General features: G+C 60.0%; 19 protein-coding genes. 8 read left to right on the forward strand and 11 right to left on the reverse strand.

What is annotated here, in order from left to right; translation table 11 throughout:
- Positions 1 to 54 precede the first annotated feature (54 nt).
- The 4 genes from ACM6IK_RS03610 to ACM6IK_RS03625 are packed head-to-tail and all read left to right on the forward strand — an operon-like array spanning position 55 to position 2,319.
- Positions 55 to 1,071 carry a hypothetical protein gene (locus ACM6IK_RS03610; RefSeq protein ID WP_414873259.1) on the forward strand — a complete coding sequence of 339 codons (1,017 nt, stop codon included), beginning with the start codon at positions 55 to 57 and terminating at the stop codon, positions 1,069 to 1,071.
- Positions 1,068 to 1,457 (forward strand): hypothetical protein, encoded by a 390-nt coding sequence (locus ACM6IK_RS03615; RefSeq protein WP_414873189.1) that lies wholly within the window; start codon positions 1,068 to 1,070, stop codon positions 1,455 to 1,457. Before ACM6IK_RS03610 ends, ACM6IK_RS03615 begins: the two co-directional genes overlap by 4 nt.
- A 2-nt stretch (positions 1,458 to 1,459) precedes the next feature.
- Entirely contained in the window at positions 1,460 to 1,939 is a 480-nt protein-coding gene (locus ACM6IK_RS03620) for a hypothetical protein (RefSeq protein WP_414873190.1), read from the forward strand.
- Positions 1,936 to 2,319 (forward strand): hypothetical protein, encoded by a 384-nt coding sequence (locus tag ACM6IK_RS03625; RefSeq protein ID WP_414873191.1) that lies wholly within the window; start codon positions 1,936 to 1,938, stop codon positions 2,317 to 2,319. The genes ACM6IK_RS03620 and ACM6IK_RS03625 overlap by 4 nt, the downstream gene beginning before the upstream one ends.
- A 193-nt stretch (positions 2,320 to 2,512) precedes the next feature.
- Here the strand turns inward: ACM6IK_RS03625 and ACM6IK_RS03630 are convergent, their stop codons facing one another.
- The 7 genes from ACM6IK_RS03630 to ACM6IK_RS03660 form a co-directional block, all read right to left on the reverse strand.
- Positions 2,513 to 2,800: a type II toxin-antitoxin system RelE family toxin gene (locus ACM6IK_RS03630; protein WP_150672807.1), complete on the reverse strand. Its 288-nt coding sequence runs from the start codon at positions 2,798 to 2,800 to the stop codon at positions 2,513 to 2,515.
- Positions 2,790 to 3,029: a type II toxin-antitoxin system RelB/DinJ family antitoxin gene (locus ACM6IK_RS03635; protein ID WP_223457013.1), complete on the reverse strand. Its 240-nt coding sequence runs from the start codon at positions 3,027 to 3,029 to the stop codon at positions 2,790 to 2,792. Before ACM6IK_RS03635 ends, ACM6IK_RS03630 begins: the two co-directional genes overlap by 11 nt.
- A 187-nt stretch (positions 3,030 to 3,216) precedes the next feature.
- Positions 3,217 to 4,173 (reverse strand): copper homeostasis membrane protein CopD, encoded by a 957-nt coding sequence (gene copD, locus ACM6IK_RS03640; RefSeq protein WP_414873192.1) that lies wholly within the window; start codon positions 4,171 to 4,173, stop codon positions 3,217 to 3,219.
- A 3-nt stretch (positions 4,174 to 4,176) separates the two neighbouring features.
- Positions 4,177 to 4,560 (reverse strand): copper homeostasis periplasmic binding protein CopC, encoded by a 384-nt coding sequence (gene copC, locus ACM6IK_RS03645; RefSeq protein WP_414873193.1) that lies wholly within the window; start codon positions 4,558 to 4,560, stop codon positions 4,177 to 4,179.
- A 52-nt stretch (positions 4,561 to 4,612) separates the two neighbouring features.
- Positions 4,613 to 5,500: a copper resistance protein B gene (locus tag ACM6IK_RS03650; protein WP_414873194.1), complete on the reverse strand. Its 888-nt coding sequence runs from the start codon at positions 5,498 to 5,500 to the stop codon at positions 4,613 to 4,615.
- A 10-nt stretch (positions 5,501 to 5,510) separates the two neighbouring features.
- Entirely contained in the window at positions 5,511 to 7,217 is a 1,707-nt protein-coding gene (locus ACM6IK_RS03655) for a copper resistance system multicopper oxidase (RefSeq protein WP_414873195.1), read from the reverse strand.
- A gap of 107 nt (positions 7,218 to 7,324) precedes the next feature.
- On the reverse strand, positions 7,325 to 8,026 hold the full coding sequence (locus ACM6IK_RS03660; RefSeq protein WP_414873196.1) for a murein L,D-transpeptidase catalytic domain family protein: 702 nt from the start codon (positions 8,024 to 8,026) through the stop codon (positions 7,325 to 7,327).
- 85 nt (positions 8,027 to 8,111) lie between these two features.
- Between ACM6IK_RS03660 and ACM6IK_RS03665 the strand changes: the two genes are divergently transcribed.
- The gene (locus ACM6IK_RS03665) at positions 8,112 to 9,866 is read left to right on the forward strand and encodes a L,D-transpeptidase family protein (RefSeq protein ID WP_414873197.1); all 1,755 of its coding nucleotides are present in this window, start codon (positions 8,112 to 8,114) and stop codon (positions 9,864 to 9,866) included.
- 157 nt (positions 9,867 to 10,023) lie between these two features.
- Here the strand turns inward: ACM6IK_RS03665 and ACM6IK_RS03670 are convergent, their stop codons facing one another.
- Complete coding sequence (locus ACM6IK_RS03670; protein WP_414873198.1) at positions 10,024 to 10,491, reverse strand: hypothetical protein; 468 nt, start codon at positions 10,489 to 10,491, stop codon at positions 10,024 to 10,026.
- A 205-nt stretch (positions 10,492 to 10,696) separates the two neighbouring features.
- On the opposite strand from ACM6IK_RS03670, the gene ACM6IK_RS03675 reads away from it, so the two are divergent.
- Entirely contained in the window at positions 10,697 to 12,268 is a 1,572-nt protein-coding gene (locus ACM6IK_RS03675; protein ID WP_414873199.1) for a diguanylate cyclase, read from the forward strand.
- A 69-nt stretch (positions 12,269 to 12,337) separates the two neighbouring features.
- Here the strand turns inward: ACM6IK_RS03675 and ACM6IK_RS03680 are convergent, their stop codons facing one another.
- The gene (locus tag ACM6IK_RS03680; protein ID WP_414873200.1) at positions 12,338 to 12,664 is read right to left on the reverse strand and encodes a hypothetical protein; all 327 of its coding nucleotides are present in this window, start codon (positions 12,662 to 12,664) and stop codon (positions 12,338 to 12,340) included.
- 209 nt (positions 12,665 to 12,873) lie between these two features.
- On the opposite strand from ACM6IK_RS03680, the gene ACM6IK_RS03685 reads away from it, so the two are divergent.
- Positions 12,874 to 13,668: an exodeoxyribonuclease III gene (locus ACM6IK_RS03685; protein WP_414873201.1), complete on the forward strand. Its 795-nt coding sequence runs from the start codon at positions 12,874 to 12,876 to the stop codon at positions 13,666 to 13,668.
- A gap of 114 nt (positions 13,669 to 13,782) precedes the next feature.
- The gene (locus ACM6IK_RS03690; RefSeq protein WP_414873202.1) at positions 13,783 to 14,613 is read left to right on the forward strand and encodes an arylamine N-acetyltransferase family protein; all 831 of its coding nucleotides are present in this window, start codon (positions 13,783 to 13,785) and stop codon (positions 14,611 to 14,613) included.
- Between the two features lie 55 nt (positions 14,614 to 14,668).
- On the opposite strand, the gene ACM6IK_RS03695 is transcribed toward ACM6IK_RS03690, so the two are convergent.
- Together ACM6IK_RS03695 and ACM6IK_RS03700 are read right to left on the reverse strand one after the other, a co-directional pair.
- Entirely contained in the window at positions 14,669 to 14,974 is a 306-nt protein-coding gene (locus ACM6IK_RS03695) for a BrnA antitoxin family protein (RefSeq protein WP_414873203.1), read from the reverse strand.
- Positions 14,975 to 14,977: 3 nt separating this feature from the next.
- A complete protein-coding gene (locus tag ACM6IK_RS03700; protein WP_414873204.1) occupies positions 14,978 to 15,259 on the reverse strand; it encodes a BrnT family toxin in 282 nt (93 codons plus the stop codon).
- Positions 15,260 to 15,269 lie beyond the last annotated feature (10 nt).

The following is a 15,269-nucleotide window of genomic DNA, read 5'->3' on the forward strand; positions in this document are numbered from 1 at the left end:
CCGGCCGCGCCACGTCAGCCTGGTTTCGCCCCTTCGTACCCACCGGCGCCTGTCATGTTCGCCCGCGTAGACCCTCAAGAACCGGGCTTCTATGTGGTTCCCAAAAGCATGACCCGGGAAGCATTGGAGGCCACGTTGTTCGCCACCCCCGATGCCGCCGTGATGCGCAAGTTTCGGGCACTCAACCCAGCATCAGACAACATCAAAGCCGGCTCGTTGATCGTACTGAGCGATCCGAACAACACCTTCTGCACCTATCAGGAAGCGCAGCTGATGCAGGCCGCGCAACAGGTCAAGGCAGCCCTTGATCCCCTGACGCCGGAGGAAGCTGAGTTTATGTTCCGCCATGCAGCGGAAATCGCCAGTTTTACCGGCGAGACTTCGACCTGGCTTGGCGTCAGCGCGGTGGTGATGGAAAAACACCTGGCCCGACTGCGTGACACCTTGCAAGCCATGGAGCGCCTGCATCAGGACAGCTATCGCCTGCACGGTAACCTGCGATCGCCGCAGTTCTTCGCCGAACGCCAGCGCCTGCTCGCGCAACTGGACGCCCACCTTCTGAATTCCACTCGCCTGCGTGGCCAGACGACATTGGGCGATCACCCTAAGCTAAAAACGGCGCTCGGCATTTCCAGTCGCAGTCTGGTGCACCACTGGGACAAGGCGGGGGCGCCGGGGCAGATACCGGGGTATTCCAACCACGTGAATGCGACCAGTCGGGCTGTCAAATACATGCAGAGCGGCGGTTATATCGGTATTGGTATTGGCGGGGTTTCTTCGTTGCTGGCTATTCAGGAGGTTTGTGTTGGTGACTCTGGAGTGGCTTGTGAGAAGGTTAAGTTTACCGAAAGTGGCAAGTTCATTGGATCGACAGGTTTAGGGTATTTGGGAGGAGAATTGGCACATGTTGCGAGTCCCACTATCTGCGCCGCGCTTGGCGTGACGACAGCTATAGGTGGTGTTGTCTGTGTCGCGGCCGTAGTTGGGATTGGCGCATTGGTGGGAGCGAAAGTCGGTGGTATGGGGGGCGAATTCACAGCTGACAAAATTTTCGAAGTCACACAGCCATGATCAGTATCGAAACTTGGTCTCCCTGGGCTGCGATCATTTTTGTTGGCGGCCCAATCCTGCTGTGTTACGTGAGTTTCTTTTACAGTCTGTACCTGAGCCGCCGTCACCTGGATCGCTTTCTGCAAGCCTTGAACGGTAGTCGCCAAATCGTAATTAGCGCCGCAGGACTGGCGCACAGCGGATGGTTAAGTCGGCTTTTGTTAGTCGCAAAGATCACGTTCATGGTGATGTGGCCTGGTCCAGGCCTTCGTGCGGGAGATCTTGATCCTGATGATATCCGCAACTTTCCTGTGGACCTGAAACGCTTGCTAAAGGTTAAGGCTGTCCTGACGTGTGTCATTTTGATTTGGGGAGCGCTTGCGTTTGCGCTGGTGAAACTCAAGTAATTATGAGCATCGATTCCAGATTGAGGACGGCCCTCGGCATTTCCAGTCGCAGTCTGGTGCACCACTGGGACAATGCTGGTGCGCCGGGGCAGATACCGGGTTACGCGCCCCATGTGAATGCGATCAGTCGGGCGCCGAAGTACATGAGCACCGGCGGTTACATCGGCATTGGCATTGGTGGGGTTTCTTCGTTGCTGGCTATTCAGGAGGTGTGTGTTGATGACTCTGGAGCGGCCTGCGAGAAGGTCAGGTTTACTGAAGGTGGGAAATTTGCTGGGTCTACTGTTGGCGGAGTTATCGGTGGTGAGATAGGCAAGTATGCAAGTGGACCTGTCTGTCTGGCGCTTGGATTCTCTACCGGCGTCGGTGGAGTTATCTGCGTGGCAACAGTGATTGGTGTTGGCGCATGGTTGGGTACGACCAGAGGTGGTCAACGGGGAGAGGTTATCGGCGAGACACTGTATGAGGCTGCTCAGCCTTGATCAGCAATTGGCCTGTCTGGGCGGTTCTCATTTTCAATGGCGGGCCACTTCTCTTGGGAGTTGCGGGCATCGCGTACTCCCTTTATTTGGGCCGTCATCTGGACGCCATGATGGAAGCTTTGAAGAACAGTCGTTATATCTACATCTGGGGCCCGGGTCTGCAGAAACAGGGCTGGTTTGGGTGCTTAATGCTGGTAGCAAAAATCTCAGGGATGGTGATGATGCCCAAAGCATCAATCCGCATCGGTGAACTGGACCCCGTGGATTTCAAAAACTTCCCTCCGCATCTCAAGCGTCTTCTGAAGATCAAAGCAGTGATGTTGGTTGGGAGCGGTGTTTGGTTGTTGATTGCATCTCTGCTATTGGAATTCAGATTATAGGATGGACGAATACTCCAAGCTGAAGAGGGCACTCGAGATTTCCAATCGTAGCCCTATGCGCCAGTGGGACAAGGCTGGTGCGCCGGGGCAGATACCGGGTTACGCCACTCATGTGAATGCGACCAGTCGGGCTGCCAAGTACATGAGCACCGGCAGTTACATCGGTATCGGTATTGGTGAGGTCAATCGACCACTACTTCAAACGTTCAGCCGCCTTGCGATAAACCTGCTCACGTTCCCGTTTATCCACGGCTACCACAAACACAGTAATTTCCTGGTCAATCACTTGATAGACCAAGCGGTAACCGCTGCTACGTAGTTTGACCTTGTAGCAGTCGGGAAAACCATGCAGGCGGTTAGCTTCAATGCGTGGATTGTTCAGGATCTCCACCAGCTTCTTTTTGAGCTGCTGTCGGACTGTGTCGCCAAGTTTTTGCCACTCCTTCAATGCACGGGCATCAAACTCAAGGCTATAGGTCATCTATAGAAACCTTTACTCGTTGAGGAGATGCAAGCCGTTCCCGCACGGTGGCTAATAAAGCCTCATCGTCTTCAGTCATCAAGACAGGTTTGAAAGGCAACTGACCACGCTCCGCCACATATTGCAGGGTCTGGCGCATCAGTTCGGAAGGCGTGACGCCGAGCTTTTCCAGTTCGAGATAGGCGCGAGCTTTGAGGTCGTCATCGATACGGATGTTGATAGATGCCATGGGATAGATCCTCATGTAATGACATTTGTCATTACATTGAATCAAGAGTTCCTCATTGGCAAGTCCGCCGAGACGTACGGCTAATTTAGAGAAAATTCGTACTCGGGAGGATGAAAATGCAAACCAGCAAAGATCCCAATGCCTGGGCCATTGCCCAGGCCTGGGTGGCCCAAGTTTAAATCAGTACTTAAGTGTCAGAAATTTCCCCCTGAAGATGGCTCATTTCCACTTCCGGACTCAACGTCCCCAGCCACGCCACCAACCCCACAATCAACACCGCTGCGGCCATTTCCACCACCACGCTGCGTCGAAGTGCATGGGCCGCCGCGCGATATTGGCCCTCTCGCAACGACCGCTCCAGCAAGGGCCCAAGATGAAAGCGGTTCAACGCCGCCAACACCAGCATCCCGGCAAACAGCAGCACTTTGATCACTAGCAGAACTCCGTAGTGGCTGAGTAAAACCTCATCGAGCTTCGGCCCGACGATGAACAGGTAGTTCACCACGCCCGTCAGGGTGATGATCACGACGATCAGCGCGCCGGCAAGTTCGAATCGCTTGACCGCGCGAGCCAGTAAGCGAATGTGTGCTTCGGTTTGCAGGGCCCGGGTTTGCGCCATCAGGGCAAACGCCAGCAGCGCACCGAGCCAGGCGCCCGCTATCAGCAGGTGCAGGATGTCCGCGGTGAAGTGCCAGTAGCGGCGACTGTCTTCGTCCATGGCGCCGTGCCCGCTCCAGGCCAGGCTGGCGAGGGCGATGCCGCCGGCCGTGGCGGCGATCACCAGGCTGATGCCGGGGGCGCGTGAGTGGAACGTCAATGCCAGCCCCACGACCGCTAACGCAATCATCCGCACGGCCCAGGCCAACCCGACGTCGGTCTCGAACAGCATCATCTCGATGTGAGGGCGCAACTCGGCAACGTCTGATTCGCCACTCATGGTGCTGGCCATCAGCACCATGCCGGCGCTCGACAACAATGCCCCGAGTCCGGCTAAACCCGCCAACAATTCGCGAAAGGGCAGCACGGTCCCCGAACGTCGTTCCCGTCCTTCAAGGCTATACAGCCCGAACAGCGCCACGCCAAACAACAGCATCAAATCCACATACAACACAAACCGCAGCACGACGTTGGCCGAGTCGCTCATCGATCATTTCACTTTGAAGGTGACGTTGCCGGTGATCGGGTGGGTGTCCGACGACACCGCGCGCCATTCGACCTTGTAAGTACCGGCAGTCAAGGGCGCGGCAGGAGTAATAAGCATGGTCTTCGGATCGCTGCTACCGCTGACTTTGGCCTTGATTGGCATCGGGTCATGGGCCATGCCGGCCATTTCGGTCATCAGCAGTTTGGCGCCGGAAAACTGGGTGACGAGGTTTTCGGAAAAGTGCAGTTCGATCTTGTCGGGCGGCGCACCTGTCGCGCCTTCCGCCGGGCTGGAGGAGAGCAGTTTGGGGTGGGCTTGAGCGAGGGTGCTCATGAGCAGGCCGCTGAGCAACGCGATAACGGCGGCGGTGGGTTTTATGAGGCGCATGCAAGGTCCTTTACCGCTTGAAGCGGTTGTTGTTGGTTTGAGGTGAGTCTGTTCAGAACCACAGCCGAACACCGAGCACCAGGCGTGTTTCGCTGCGGTCCTCGCCTTCGTCATTGGCAAAGTCGGCGGTGTTGCCGTAGGTGCGGTTCCAGGTCACGCCGACGTAGGGCGCGAATTCCCGACGGATTTCGTAGCGCAGGCGCAGGCCGGCTTCGGTGTTGGACAGCCCCGCGCCGATGCCCCGTTGCGGGTCGTTTTTGCCGTAGGCGTTGAGTTCGACGGTCGGCTGCAGGATCAGCCGATTGGTCAGCAGGATGTCGTAGTCGCCTTCCAGCCGCACGGCGCTCTGGCCGCCTTCGCCGATGAAGGCCGTGGCTTGGGCCTCGAAGTTGTACAGCGCCATGCCTTGCACGCCGAACGCGGCCCAGGTTTGCGGGGCGCCGGGTTTGAAGTCCTGGCGCACGCCGCTGACGACGTCCCACCACGGGGAAATGGCGTGGCCCCACAGGGCCTGGATTTCTGCGTCCTCGGTCACGCCATTGGTGCGTTCACCTTCGGAGCGCAGCCACAGGCGATCGATGTCACCGCCAATCCAGCCCGATAAATCCCAGGCCAGGGCGCTGCCGTCATCGGCGTCCTGCCATTCCAGTTTGTCGGCGAGGAAGAATGAATTGAGCGTGCTGTCATGTACGTGGTGACCGGCGGGATCGGCATACACGGCAGCGCGATCGGCATCGGTGAGCACCGGGATCGGTGTGCGACTTTCGCTGGGCGCGGCGGGCTGCATCTGGCCTTCGTCCATGCTTTGCATTTGGCCCTCGTCCATGCCTTGCATCTGACTGTGGTCCATCTGGCTGTGATCCATGCCTTGCATGTCATCGCTGGCGGCCATCGCCGTCGAGGTCACGAGTGCGAAAAAAACCGGGGTGAATCGAATCATGGGGTGCGCCTCATTCTTCCACGCGAACTTCACGGAACATGCCCATTTCCATGTGGTACAGGAGATGGCAGTGATAGGCCCAGCGGCCGAGCGCATCGGCGGTGACCCGATAGCTGCGCCGGGAGCCCGGTGGCATGTCGATGGTGTGTTTGCGCACCATGAACTGGCCGTTCTCGTCTTCGAGGTCGCTCCACATACCATGCAGGTGGATGGGGTGCATCATCATCGTGTCGTTGACCAGCACGATCCGCAGCCGTTCGCCGTACTTGAGGCGTATGGGGGCGGCGTCGGAAAACTTCACGCCGTTGAACGACCAGGCGAATTTTTCCATGTGGCCGGTCAGGTGCAGTTCAAGGGTGCGGCCAGGTTCGCGGCCGTCCGGGTCTTCGAAGGTGCTGCGCAGGTCGGAATAGGTGAGCACGCGGCGCCCGTTGTTGCGCAGGCCCATGCCGGGGTCGTCGAGTTTCGGTGAGGTGGACATGGCTTGCATGTCCACCAGCGGGTTGTCGGTTTCCGAGGCCGGGTGGGATTGCATGCCGGGCATGTCGCCCATGGCCATGTCGCCGTGGTCCATGCCCGCCATGCTGCCGTGGTCCATGCCGCCCATGCCCATGTCATCCATGGTCACCAGCGGGCGCGGGTCCAGTGGTGGCAGCGGCGCAATCAGTCCCGCTTTTACCGCGAGGGTGCCGCGTGCGTAGCCGGTACGATCCATCGCCTGGGCGAACAAGGTGTAGGCCGCTTCGGTCGGCTCGACGATGACGTCGAAGGTTTCCGCCACGGCAATGCGAAACTCGTCGACGCTCACCGGCTTGACGTGCAGGCCATCGGCAGCGACCACGGTCATTTTCAGGCCGGGGATGCGCACGTCGAAGTAGGTCATGGACGAGCCGTTGATGAAGCGCAGCCGCAGCTTTTCCCCCGGGCGGAACACCCCGGTCCAGTTCGTATCCGGCGCCTGGCCGTTCAGCAGGTAGGTGTAAGTGGCGCCGCCGACGTCCGCGAGGTCAGTGGGGTTCATCTTCATCTCGGCCCACATCTTGCGATCGGCGACGGTCGGCCCCCAGCCTTTTTCGCTGACGTCGTGGATGAAGTCGCCCACGGTGCGTTTGTGGAAGTTGTAGTAGTCGGACTGTTTTTTCAGGTTCTTCATCAGGCCGACCGGGTCTTCGTCGGTCCAGTCGCTGAGCATCACCACGTAGTCGCGGTCGTACTGGAACGGCTCCGGGTCTTTGGCGTCGATCACCAGCGGGCCGTAGACGCCGGATTGCTCCTGAAAGCCCGAATGGCTGTGATACCAGTAGGTGCCGTTCTGTCGCACGGTGAACTGGTAGACGTACAGGCCGCCCGGCTCGATGCCCTTGAAGCTCAGCCCCGGCACGCCGTCCATGTTGGTCGGCAGCAAGATGCCGTGCCAGTGAATGGAGGTGCTGTCCTTGAGTTTGTTGCGCACCCGCAGCGTCACCGTATCGCCTTCACGCCAGCGCAGCAACGGGCCGGGGATGCCGCCGTTGATGGTCGTGGCGGTGCGCGGGTGGCCGGTGAAGTTGACCGGGGATTCGTCGATGTACAAGTCGAAATCGTGGCCGGCCAACACCTGCGGTTCGCCGGGACTGCTGATCGCCCAGACCGGCGTGCGCCATAACCCGAGGCCGCCGAAGAGCCCGCCGATGGCCAGGCCTTTGACGAAGGTGCGTCTTGAAGTGTGGGAGTGCATGCCGTTTGTTCCGCCCGTCAGCCTGTTGAACTTGTGGACAAGGCTAGCAGGCGGTGTCTTTCAGCAGGCTGAGGCGGGGATTACAGTTTTGACAGGTTGGGCGTCGCTTATTGGCGTGAAGTGGACTTTTCCCTTGAGGCCACTGTGTCGCCGCCGCAGTTGATGTAGGAAGACGACTTCAACCAGCGCTGGTCCGGGTAGTAGGAAAACAACAGCTGACCGTCCTTCATCGAATCGATCAACCGATGGGCAATCGCCGGTCTGACGGCCGGGCAACCCAGGCTGCGGCCGATGCGGCCATTGGCGCGGGCCAGCACCGGGCTGACATAGGGCGCGCCGTGGATGACGATGGCCCGGTCAAAGGCGTTATCGTTGAAGCCGGGCTCCAGGCCTTCCATGCGCAGCGAGTAACCGTTCTGGCCGCGGTAGCTTTGCTGGGTGCGGAACAGGCCGAGGCTGGTGGCGTGGCTTTCGTTGAGGTTGGAGAACAGCGTGGCCATGTTTTCACCGCTGTTGCGGCCATGGGCGACCAGTTCGTGAAACAGCAACTTGCGCCGTTTAAGGTCGAAGACCCACAGGCGTTGTTCGGTCGACGGCAGGGAATAATCGATCACCGCCAGTCTTTGGGCGGGGGCGGCACCGTGGGCGAGGCTGCATTGGGTGGCGCGAACTGCCAGGGCAATCACTTTGGCGTCGGCGCCGGGTGCGGCTTTGACCAGCGCGTTTTCAAGCGAATCGGCGTAGGCTGACGTTACTGAAAGGCATGTCAGTAAAATGGCAAATAAAGGGCCAAAGCGGTTTAGCGCCATAGTCGGGTCTCATCATGATAATTTCGAGTCTAGCTAACGGCGAGCGGAAAGCTAGCCGTTTGAAACGGGGGATTAAGGATTATCCATGGTGAATTTAACAAGGTCATTCGTCATAAGCCGCATGTTTTTTATGGGCTTTCTGATCAGCGGTGCGGCGTTTGGGCAAACTTCGCCGATTGAGCCGGTATCTGCGGCGAGCAGCACAATCGATGCCGCAGCGCCCGACGATGCGGTCGGCCAGGCGATTCAGGCGACGCTGGAACCGCTGCGCTCGGCCTTTCCGCCGTTGCTCACTTCCAGGCGCCATCAGCGCGTGGATGTCAACCGGGTGGTGCTGGATTTCTATATGCATCGCAACTATCGCGCGGCGTGGACAGACGATCGTGATGTCGCCCAGTTGCTCAAGAGTCTTGAGGACACCCGGATCGACGGCCTGAATCCGGCGGACTTTCGCATCAGCGAGCTGGCCCTGGCCCATGAGTCGCTGGCAGCGGCCGTGCCTTCCACGGCGCAACGGGCGATGTTCGACATGGCGGCGACCCGCACGTTCATCACCGCGCTGCTGCAACTGCGGCGGGGCAAGGTCGATCCGTCGCGGCTGGACATTCACTGGAATTTCGAGCCTGCCGGCGGCGATGACCGGGGGGGCATGAACAACCTGTTCGCCGCCCTCGATGCCCATGACGTGGCGCGCGCCTTTGCCCAGGCGCCTCCGCAGGAAGAGATTTACCGCAACTTGCGTGAGGGCCTGGCCCGGTTGCGCCAGGTCCGCGATGCGGGCGGCTGGCCGAAAGTCACCGAAGGGCAATCGCTCAAGCCCGGCATGGACGGGGTGGCTGTCGCACAACTGCGTGCGCGTCTGGTGGCGGGCGGATACCTGGACCCGCACCTGTCGAAAAAGGCCGGTTACGACGACAAGGTCATTGCCGCGGTGAAGAAGTATCAGACCGAGCAATACCTGGGGGCCGATGGCGTGGCGGGGGCGGCGACGCTGGCGGCACTGAACGTGCCGGTCGAGGCGCGGATCGATCAGGTGCGGGTCAACATGGAGCGCGCCCGGTGGCTGTTGTACAAGCTTCAGGGCACGTTCGTGATCGTCGATATCGCCGGATACAAGGTGGCAATGTATCGCGACGGTCTGCCGATCTGGCGTTCGCGGGTGCAGGTCGGTAAACCGGTGCGCAGTACGCCGGTGTTCCAGGCCGAAATCACCTACATCACGTTCAACCCGACCTGGACCGTGCCGCCGACCATTCTCAAGCAGGACGTGATTCCAAAAGTCCAGAACGATCCGGGCTATCTGGAGGCCAACCGGATTCGCGTGCTTGATCGGGAAGGCAATGTACTCGATCCGTCGAGCGTTGACTGGAGCAACCCGCGAGGCATCCACCTGCGTCAGGATGCCGGGCCCGACAGTTCGCTGGGGCAGGTGGTGATCCGCTTCCCCAACGACTATTCGATTTACCTGCATGACACGCCGCACCGCGAACTGTTTGCCAAAACGGTTCGGGCCACCAGTTCAGGCTGCATCCGCGTGGAAAACCCGTTGCAACTGGTCGAGTTGTTGTTCAACGACCCGGTGCGCTGGAACAGCGCCGGCATTCAGAAGCAGTTGGCCAATGGCAGGACCGAGAACATCCAGCTACCGGTGAAGGTGCCGGTGCTGTTGGCTTACTGGACCGTGGACCTGAGCAAGGACGGGCGGGTGACGTTCAAGCCCGACATTTATGATTACGACACCAGGGTGTTGCAGGGCTTGAGCCAGCCGACGAAGTTGCCCGCTCTGGACTTGCGTCGTGCAGAGGTATCGCTGGTGGTGAAGGGGCAGAACCAACAGTAATGACCAGGCGCGGACACTGTAGGAGCGAGCCTGCTCGCGATGGACGTTAACGATAACGCGTACTTGCTGGCTAAACGCGGCGTTCTTGAGTCCATCGCGAGCAGGCTCGCTCCTACAGGATTTTTGGCATTCAACAGACTGGTATTCAGCCAAACCCCTAAAGCGCCAACCCTTGTTGCACCACTGCCAGCAGATCGCTTTCCGTCAGCGCCACCGCGTCCAGCTGCGCTGTGGCCTGCTCGATCGTTTGTAGCCACCAGTGTGTTTCACCGTGTTCGTCCACGGTGCGCAACAGGGCGAATTCGTTGCCTTGCGAGTGAATCTCGACCCGCCCCTCGCCATCGGCGGTGAAGCGCGCCACCGGGTCAAAGGTCATGCTGTGTCCGTTGCCGGCAATCACCAACTGGTCGATGGCGTAGTTGTAAGAGTCGCCATTGGGGTGACTCTCGAACACGTGGGTGGGGTTGCGCCGCAGGACCAGGCCCGCTTCGGTCAAGGGCAGCAGCCAGGTCTCTATCCGTTGATACAGTTCGTAGACCTGGCCCGGCCAGGCATCGATCGCCTGATCCGCGCTGGTCAGCCGTGTCTGTTTCAATTTTGCCGCGAGCTCGTCTGCCTTGCTCATGTCGATTCCCTGTGTGGAGTTCAGACTAATCGTAGCTCGTAGATGCGGGGACGCGCTTGCCTTGGGTCATGTTTGCACCACCGGGCAGGTGTGGTACCACTGGGCAAATGGCCGCCATTTGTCATGGATAACCCCGTAGACTACGGCCCACAAAGACTGAGGGCTTTGGGGCGTTGCCCATGCCTTGCCCCGACAGGATGAACTTTTGCCCACAGGCCTCAACAATCCGGACCACGCCCCTGGCGTCGCATTGAAACGCATACCGCTGCGCAAGGCCGCGGTGTTGTTCATTGCCACGGTGTGCCTGTGCCTGTGCGGTTTGCTCTACCTGCAACTGGAACAGTCCCGTCACCATGATCTGAGCCTGGCGCAAGTGGCGTCTTCAAACCTGACGCGGGCCATGGCGCAGCAAGCCGAAGACACCTTCATGAAGACCGACCTGGTGCTGACCAGTCTGGTGGACTGGATTCAGGTCGACGGTTTCGGCCCGGACCAACGACCACGCTTGCAGCAGACCTTCGCCCGGCGAATGCTGGCGCTGGATCAGTTGCACGGCATCTTGCTGTTCGACCAGAAAGGCCAGTGGGTGGTGACCTCGTTTGAAAACCTGCCCCGGGGAGCCGGGGTCGCGGACCGTGAATACTTCAAGTATCACCAGCAGAACGTATCGTCGGTGGCGCACATCGGCCCGGCCATCCGCAGCCGGGAAAACGGCGAGTGGATCATTCCGGTTTCCAAGCGGGTCAACGACAGGAACGGGCATTTCCAGGGCGTGTTGCTGGCCGGCATCAAGATGTCGTACTTCGACCAGTTCTTCAAAAGCTTCAGCCTCGACGACAACGGCTCGATGTTTCTCGGCCTGACCGATGGCACGTTGTTGGCGCGTCGACCTTTTGTAGAAGCGCAGATCGGTACATCGCTGGCCCAGGGCGAGATTTTCCAGAAGTTCCTGCCGCTGACCACCTCCGGCAATGCGCTGTTCACCTCCATCATCGATGGTGTGCCACGCATGTACAGTTACCGACAGCTGGAGGCCTATCCGTTGGTCGTTGCCGCTGCATCGTCCACGGAATCCATTCTCGCGGACTGGTACGACACGGCGTTTCGCTCCAGTCTCATCGTGGCCCTGGTGTTGCTGGGCGTAGGGTTGTTCGGCTGGGTGTTCCTGCATCAGGTGCGCGTTGGCGAGCGGGTCGAGGCGGATTTGCGCAAGGCCCAGCAAGCGCTGGAGCTGATCGCCACTCACGACAGTCTGACCGGGCTGGCCAACCGCCGATTGTTCGAGCGGGCGCTGGGCATTGAGTTCGGGCGCGGCGCCCGGCAGGCCAGCCCCTTGAGCCTGATCATGCTGGATATCGATTACTTCAAGCGCTACAACGATACCTACGGCCACGTGGTGGGGGATCACTGCCTGGCCGAAGTGGCACGGGCGCTGAAGAGTTGCTGCCACCGCAAGGCCGATCTGGCGGTGCGTTACGGCGGTGAAGAGTTTGCGGTGCTGCTGCCCGACACCGACATCCACGGCGCCATGACGATTGCCGAGCAGATCCGCCGCAGCGTCATTGACAAGAGCATCAGTCACACCGGCTCGCCCAATGGCTACGTAACGGTCAGTCTGGGCTGCTATTCGTTCGTGCCGTCGGGGCGTGACAGCATGGACGTGTTTGTCGAGCGGGCGGATGCGGCGTTGTATCAGGCCAAGCATTCGGGACGAAACCGCGTGGCAACGTTGTCGATGGCCGGTGGAGTCGAGGCGTTGATGCGTTCCGACCGTTGAAGTGCTTTGCCTGCCGCTGGTCAAGCCGATGTAAACCTCAGGTGACAAAAAGCAGCCAATGACTGCACGTCATCGGCTGCTTTTGCCTGTCCAGCTACCCGTCCCGCCGCCAGCACCGCCGGTTCCACCTCCGGGGGCGCCGGTTCCACCACCCGCGCCACTGCCCGGACCATTGACGCCGGTGCTGCCGCTTGACGAGCTGGGGCCATGACTGCTGCTGTTGTTACCCGAAGGGGCACTGGACCGGTTGTTGTCTGGCAGCAGGGTTGAGTTGCGGGTTGCTCCGGGTGCCGTACCGGGCGCGCCAGGGCCATCCCCGGACGCCGCAAAGGTGGCCAGGGACGTTGCCGACAACCATCCGGCCATGAGCAGCGAAGTCATTTTGATGTTCATCATGGTCGTCTCCCGGGATGAGTCGTTACCAGATGTTGGTGTGAAGAGGCACACGGTGGGTGCCAACCGGATGACGAATGGCTGTCTCAGCGCCGGCCATCATCATCATCCAGTTTACGCTCAAGGTACTACCGCACCCGTGATTGCTGACGCAACCTGCGAAACGTGCTGGTGTCACACGTCAGGCACCTTGTCCTCAGGAGTGTCCGTTCATGAAGAAACTGCGGATAGCCACGTTCAATGTCAATGGCCTGCGCGCACGGCTGCCGATTCTGCTGGCCTGGCTTGAGCGGGAGAAACCGGACATCGCCTGCTTGCAGGAGTTGAAGGCGGTGGACAGCGCATTTCCGGCTGCCGAGCTTGAAGCGGCCGGCTACGGCGCCATCTGGCAGGGGCAGGCGTCCTGGAACGGCGTGGCGATCCTGGCGCGGGATGCGCAGCCGCTGGAAAGGCGACGCGGATTGCCCGGCGATGACAGCGACAATCACAGTCGTTATCTGGAAGCCGCTGTCCACGGGGTTCTGGTGGGCTGCCTGTATTTGCCCAATGGCAATCCGCAACCGGGGCCGAAATTCGAGTACAAGCTGGCGTGGTTCGAACGGCTGATTCGTCACGCGCAGACACTTCAAGGCAGCGAACATCCGGTGGTGCTGGCGGGGGACTACAACGTGGTGCCCACCGACCTGGATATCTACAATCCGCGCTCCTGGCTCAAGGACGCCGTGCTGCAACCGGAAAGTCGCGAGTGCTACCAGCGGTTGCTGGACCAGGGCTGGACCGATGCATTGCGGCACTTGCATCCGCAGGACAGGCTCTACACGTTCTGGGATTATTTCCGTCAGCACTGGCAGAAGAACTCGGGGCTGCGCATCGATCATCTGCTGCTCAACCCGGCCCTGAGCCCGTATCTGCAAGATGCCGGGGTGGATACGTGGGTGCGCAACGAGCCCCATGCCAGCGACCACGCGCCGACCTGGATTGAATTGGGTTCGCACAAGTGGCGTTGAGCTTTTTCATGCCGGGCGATTGGCTAAATCAATTGTCGGCGGCAGTGCTTGATCCCTTATACATAGCGGCCACTGGCGGAGTAATCCGCCGCTTGCGTGCAAAAGGATTGAGCGATGAGCGAGCCATGCCTGACTGACCGTGCTTTGTATCTGGGACGCCTGGGCTTCGACGCACCTCCGGCACCGACCCTGGAAACCTTGCGCCAACTGCAACTGCGCCACACCGGCGTTTTCCCGTTTGAAAACCTCACCACGTTATCCGGCGAACCGGTGCTGATCGACTTGCCGTCCATCGAGCAGAAGGTCTTGCACAATGGGCGTGGCGGTTACTGCTACGAACTCAACAACCTGTTCCTGGCCTTGCTTCAGGATTTGGGCTTCGACGCCCGCGCCATCAGCGGCCGGGTGGTGATGGGCCAGCCGGAGGGTGCCTGGACGGCCCGGACCCATCGCCTGAGCCTGGTCATCATCGATGACGTGCGCTACATCACCGACGTCGGCTTCGGCGGCATGGTACCGACCGCGCCCCTGTTGCTCGATTCCCGCGTCGAGCAGCTCACCCCTCACGAGCCGTATCGCATCGACCTGCACGTCGACGGCTTTACCCTGCGCGCCAACGTTGCGGGGGAATGGCGAGCGATGTACATCTTCGACCTGCAACGCCAGGAAGCTATCGATTTTGCGGTGGGCAACTGGTACGTCTCGACCCACCCCGAGTCGACTTTCGCCGGGCAATTGATGGTGGCGCGCACCGGGGAGGGGTGGCGGCGTACGCTCAACAACGGCAACTTCGCGATCCACCGGATTGGCCAGGACAGCGAGCGGCGGCAGGTGACGGATGTGCAGGAATTGATCGGCCTGCTGGGCAGCGAATTCGGCATTCGCGTACCGGAACAGGCGCAATTGGTGCGGACACTGGAACGATTGATCGCAGCGCCGCAATAGCGGGCTGATCGTAGACATCACCAAGGGCTGATCCGATTGATCGGCCCTTGGAGTTTCAGAGCCGAACACCCGGCTCCATCACCCGTTGAATTTCGCGCAAGGCCTCTGCCAGCTTCTGCTCCAGGCCCTTGAGTTCGGCAGGGGTGAGGGTTTGTTTCAGGTGTGTGGTCTGGCCTTCGTTGAGCAGGGCCCGGCGCAACGTATTGTTGATCGCCGTCTGGTAGCCGTACCCCTCGTTTTCTGCCAGGGCCCGGGCGGCTTCGATGACAGCGTCATCGAGCATGATGGTAATGCGGGTCTTGCCTTTGGCGGGCACTACGGCCCCGCGCCTGGCGTTGCTGAAGTCGTATTCGTCTTTCATCGGTCATGCCTCCAGGTACTGACGGCGCTCGCTTTTGGTGGCGATGCGCGCGGAAATGATTCGAACGAAATTCGGGTCGCGGTGGGTGTATGCGACGACCAGCAACCGGCCTTTGGCATCCAGCCCCAGGGTGATCCAGCGTTGTTCATCATGGTGGTTGTCCTCGATGGTCAGCGCTCGTTCGTCATGGAATACCGGTTCAGTCTCTGCGAGGCTGATGCCTTGGTGCTTGAGTTTGTTGGCTACGTTCTTTGCCTTGTGGAACTGAATTTCGAATGGCTTCATTATGCATACT

It is taken from the genome of Pseudomonas sp. IT-196MI5 (genome assembly GCF_949767415.1).
GTDB lineage: Bacteria > Pseudomonadota > Gammaproteobacteria > Pseudomonadales > Pseudomonadaceae > Aquipseudomonas.

Excerpts from the sequence above, each read along its gene's own strand:
- ACM6IK_RS03660 (WP_414873196.1), bottom strand. The coding sequence starts at position 8,026 with ATGGCGCTAAACCGCTTTGGCCCTTTATTTGCCATTTTACTGACATGC.
- ACM6IK_RS03615 (WP_414873189.1), top strand. The coding sequence starts at position 1,068 with ATGATCAGTATCGAAACTTGGTCTCCCTGGGCTGCGATCATTTTTGTT.
- ACM6IK_RS03655 (WP_414873195.1), bottom strand. The coding sequence starts at position 7,217 with ATGCACTCCCACACTTCAAGACGCACCTTCGTCAAAGGCCTGGCCATC.
- ACM6IK_RS03665 (WP_414873197.1), top strand. The coding sequence starts at position 8,112 with ATGGTGAATTTAACAAGGTCATTCGTCATAAGCCGCATGTTTTTTATG.
- ACM6IK_RS03680 (WP_414873200.1), bottom strand. The coding sequence starts at position 12,664 with ATGATGAACATCAAAATGACTTCGCTGCTCATGGCCGGATGGTTGTCG.
- ACM6IK_RS03610 (WP_414873259.1), top strand. The coding sequence starts at position 55 with ATGTTCGCCCGCGTAGACCCTCAAGAACCGGGCTTCTATGTGGTTCCC.
- copD (WP_414873192.1), bottom strand. The coding sequence starts at position 4,173 with ATGAGCGACTCGGCCAACGTCGTGCTGCGGTTTGTGTTGTATGTGGAT.
- ACM6IK_RS03650 (WP_414873194.1), bottom strand. The coding sequence starts at position 5,500 with ATGATTCGATTCACCCCGGTTTTTTTCGCACTCGTGACCTCGACGGCG.
- ACM6IK_RS03690 (WP_414873202.1), top strand. The coding sequence starts at position 13,783 with ATGAGCGAGCCATGCCTGACTGACCGTGCTTTGTATCTGGGACGCCTG.
- ACM6IK_RS03635 (WP_223457013.1), bottom strand. The coding sequence starts at position 3,029 with ATGGCATCTATCAACATCCGTATCGATGACGACCTCAAAGCTCGCGCC.
- ACM6IK_RS03700 (WP_414873204.1), bottom strand. The coding sequence starts at position 15,259 with ATGAAGCCATTCGAAATTCAGTTCCACAAGGCAAAGAACGTAGCCAAC.
- ACM6IK_RS03685 (WP_414873201.1), top strand. The coding sequence starts at position 12,874 with ATGAAGAAACTGCGGATAGCCACGTTCAATGTCAATGGCCTGCGCGCA.
- copC (WP_414873193.1), bottom strand. The coding sequence starts at position 4,560 with ATGCGCCTCATAAAACCCACCGCCGCCGTTATCGCGTTGCTCAGCGGC.
- ACM6IK_RS03630 (WP_150672807.1), bottom strand. The coding sequence starts at position 2,800 with ATGACCTATAGCCTTGAGTTTGATGCCCGTGCATTGAAGGAGTGGCAA.
- ACM6IK_RS03670 (WP_414873198.1), bottom strand. The coding sequence starts at position 10,491 with ATGAGCAAGGCAGACGAGCTCGCGGCAAAATTGAAACAGACACGGCTG.
- ACM6IK_RS03620 (WP_414873190.1), top strand. The coding sequence starts at position 1,460 with ATGAGCATCGATTCCAGATTGAGGACGGCCCTCGGCATTTCCAGTCGC.
- ACM6IK_RS03695 (WP_414873203.1), bottom strand. The coding sequence starts at position 14,974 with ATGAAAGACGAATACGACTTCAGCAACGCCAGGCGCGGGGCCGTAGTG.